Origin of the sequence: Catenibacterium sp. (assembly GCF_052354645.1) — a bacterium.
GTDB lineage: Bacteria > Bacillota_I > Bacilli_A > Erysipelotrichales > Coprobacillaceae > Catenibacterium > Catenibacterium mitsuoka_A.
In genome coordinates, this window is record NZ_DAWDDM010000215.1 from 1 (window position 1) to 3,453 (window position 3,453).

Consider the following 3,453-nt stretch of genomic DNA (forward strand, 5'->3'; position numbering starts at 1 on the left):
TTGCTGAAATTGTTAAATTAGTGAATTCTGAATTCAAGGCAAAACAGATTGTTTCTAGTGATGCTCAGGCTATGCTTTATAATCAGGATGGAACACCTACTGATATCACTATCGATATCAAGCCTGTATCAGAAATTACTGATAAGACTACAAGTAAAGAAGCTTATAAAATTACAATTGATGATACTGGTATTCATTTAACTGGTGCAAGTGAAACAGCTGTATTATATGGTTTACGTACTATTGAACAGCTTTCAATTGCGAATAATAACACTTTAGCTTATGGTGAAATCGTTGATTATCCTAATGTTGCTGAACGTCGTATTCATGTAGATATGGCTCGTAAGTATATTTCTAAAGAATGGTTCATCAGACAGATTAGAGAAATGTCTTACTTCAAGATGAATGCTATCCAGATGCATTTCTCAGAAAACCTAGGTTTCCGTATTGAATGTGAAACAGATCCTTCTATCGTATCTGAACAGCATTTAACAAAAGCTGATGTGAGAGAAATTCTTGCAGAGGCAAAGAAATATGGTGTTAAAGTTATTCCATCATTTGACTCTCCAGGCCATGTTGACCAGATTTTAAGAGCACATCCAGAATATGGACAGGTAGATGCATATGGTAATAATTATAAATCAGGTTTAGATGTTACTAATCCTGAAGCGATTAAGTATATTTATAGCTTATATGATGAATATATGGAATTATTTGAAGGATGTACAGATTTCCACATCGGTGGCGATGAATATATGGAATTTGACCGTGCACCTTTCACTACTCAGTACAAGTCTGTATTAGATAATTATGCAAGAGAAAACATTGATCCTAATGCAACTTGGAAGGATGTTATTGCGAAATATATCAATGACTTAGCAGAACATGTACATGAAAAAGGATTTACTCCACGTATTTGGAATGATGGTATCTACTATGGAGAAAATTCATACTATGATAAGAAACAGCTGATCAAAATGCATAAGTATATTGGTATTGATTTCTGGAGTCAGATGTCTTGGAACTATAGTATCGCAAAACTTCAGACTTTCTTAGATAAGGGTCATGATACTATTTATAACGTAAATGCTAGTTTCTTCTATTATGTATTAAGACCATCTATGCCAAATGATGGACGTAAACAGCATTCATTTGATAACTTAAATTCTGATAAGTTAATCTTTGATGAATGGACTCCAGGTAAATTCCAGGCTAACACTATTGCTGATGATAACCCAGCTATTAAGGGTGCATCACTTGCAATCTGGTGTGATAAGGCTGATGTATGTGATGAAGATACTATTACTGAAGATATCGCAAATGAAATGCGAGCACTTGCTACTAAAGCATGGAATACAAAGTCTAATAGTATTATTTCTCATAACCAGTTTAAGGCTAATTATGCAAAGCTTGGACATGTTGCAGCATTTGATAAGGGTTCTACTTTACCAGATTCTGGATCAATCTTACCAGCTGATTCTTTAGGTAAAGTGACTATTAAATATGTAGATAAAGATGGTAAGGAATTAAAGAGTCCTGTAACTCGTTATGGTAATATCGGTGATGAATATAACTTCACTGCTGAAAAGATTTATGGTTATCGTTTAGTGTCTGATAAAGACAGTGCAACTGGTACATATAGTAAGAAGGGTGATACTTTCACTTTCACTTATGAAATCTACACAGATAAAACTGACTTAAAGGCTGCTTTAGATAATGCTTTAGATGAAAATGTATACATTGGTGCAACACTAGGTGAATATAAAACTGCATTAGATGAAGCACAGAAACTTTATGATGATAAGGATGCATTACAGCAGGATGTAGATGCTATCTTGACTACGTTAAATAATGCTAAGAAGAAAGCAGTTAAACGTGCTTATTATGCATTATGGGTAGAAGTAGAAAACCCAATGGCTGATAACGGATATGCATCAGGATATCCTGAATACTTAGAAGCTGTAAAGAATGGTAAGAAGGTTCTTTATGGTGAAGAAGTGACTGATGAAGCAGTAAAGACTGCATATGATGCATTAGTTGCTGCTAGAAATGGTTTAATGAAACGTGATGGTACTGTTCCTAGTATTGAAGCATCTGATGGATATTGGCAGTTAGGTGTATCTCCAAGTGATAAATATAGCTATGAAAAGATGTTTGATGGTAATAGAGAGACATTCGCTTGGTTCAATGATGCTCAGAAGGTAGGTAAACATATTACATTTACTTTACCTAAGACAGTAAATATGAGTGGTATTAAGATCTCTGCACCTGAAAGACCAGGCTCAGATATTATTAAGAATGCGGATATCATGGTTTCTACAGATAAAGAAAATTGGACAACTGTAGGTAATTTAAGAATGACTGCAGATACTCTTGAACAGTCATTTACATTTGATAAACAGTCAGTGAAGTATGTAAAACTTGTGATGAAAGAAGCAAGTGAAAGCTGGTATAAGATTGCAGAAGTACAGTTTACTTATGATCAGGTTGAAGAAACAACTGAACTTAAAGATTTATTAACAAAAGCTTATAATCAGGATTTAACTGATAAGACAAGTGATTCTGTTGATACATTCTTAGACGCATTAGTAGAAGCACAGAAAGCTTATGCAAGAGAAGATTTAAATAATGAGGAAGTAATCAATGCATTACGTACAGCAATGAAGAATTTAAAGGTAGTTTCTAAAGTAAATAAGGCTGATCTTGAAAAAGCAGTGACTAAAGCTGAAGCTATCTCTGAAGAAACATTAAATAAGGCTGTTAAGAAAGCACGTGATGCATTTACTAAGGCATTAAATGATGCAAAAGCAGTATTTGAAAACAAAGATGCTTCTCAGGAAGAAGTTAATGAAGCAACTAAGAAGCTAGAAGATGCTATTAAGGGCTTAGATGTTCTTAAGGGTGATACAACTGCATTAGATGCTAAACTTGCTGAAATTAAGAAATTAGATGAAAGTAAGTATACTGAAGAATCTTGGACTGCATTAATGAATGTTGTTGCAGAAGCTAAGGGTCTTGACAAAGAAAATGCAACTCAGGTAGAAGTAGATGAAGTTGTGGTTAAGTTAACTAAGGCAGTAAATGCTTTAGAAGAAAAGGTTGTAATTGAACCAGAAAAACCAACTGTTCCAGAAAAACCATCTGAAAAACCTGAAATTAAGCCAGAAACAAAACCTGAAACAAAACCAGAAGATAAGAAGGATAATACTGTTAAGACAGGTGATCCAACTTCATTATTTGGATTAGTATCAGCTATGGCTTTATCTCTAGCAGGTTTTGTATCTGTGAAGGAGAAAAAAGACTAAATCTTTGAAGGGATAGTGTAATGCTATCTCTTCTTTTTTCTTACAAAAGAAGTGAGATGTTTAAATTATAATGTGAAGTGAATATGATATCATAGATATAAGAGAGGGGTGAGCATAATGAAGGATGCTTATATCAATGGAAAAATAA

General features: G+C 33.8%; 1 protein-coding gene. It reads left to right on the forward strand.

Annotation, left to right across the window (positions count from 1 at the left end; genetic code table 11):
• Positions 1 to 3,305 (forward strand): family 20 glycosylhydrolase (locus ACT8VG_RS08840; protein ID WP_444195660.1); only part of this gene is annotated, 3,305 nt, incomplete at its 5' end.
• Positions 3,306 to 3,453: the final 148 nt, after the last annotated feature.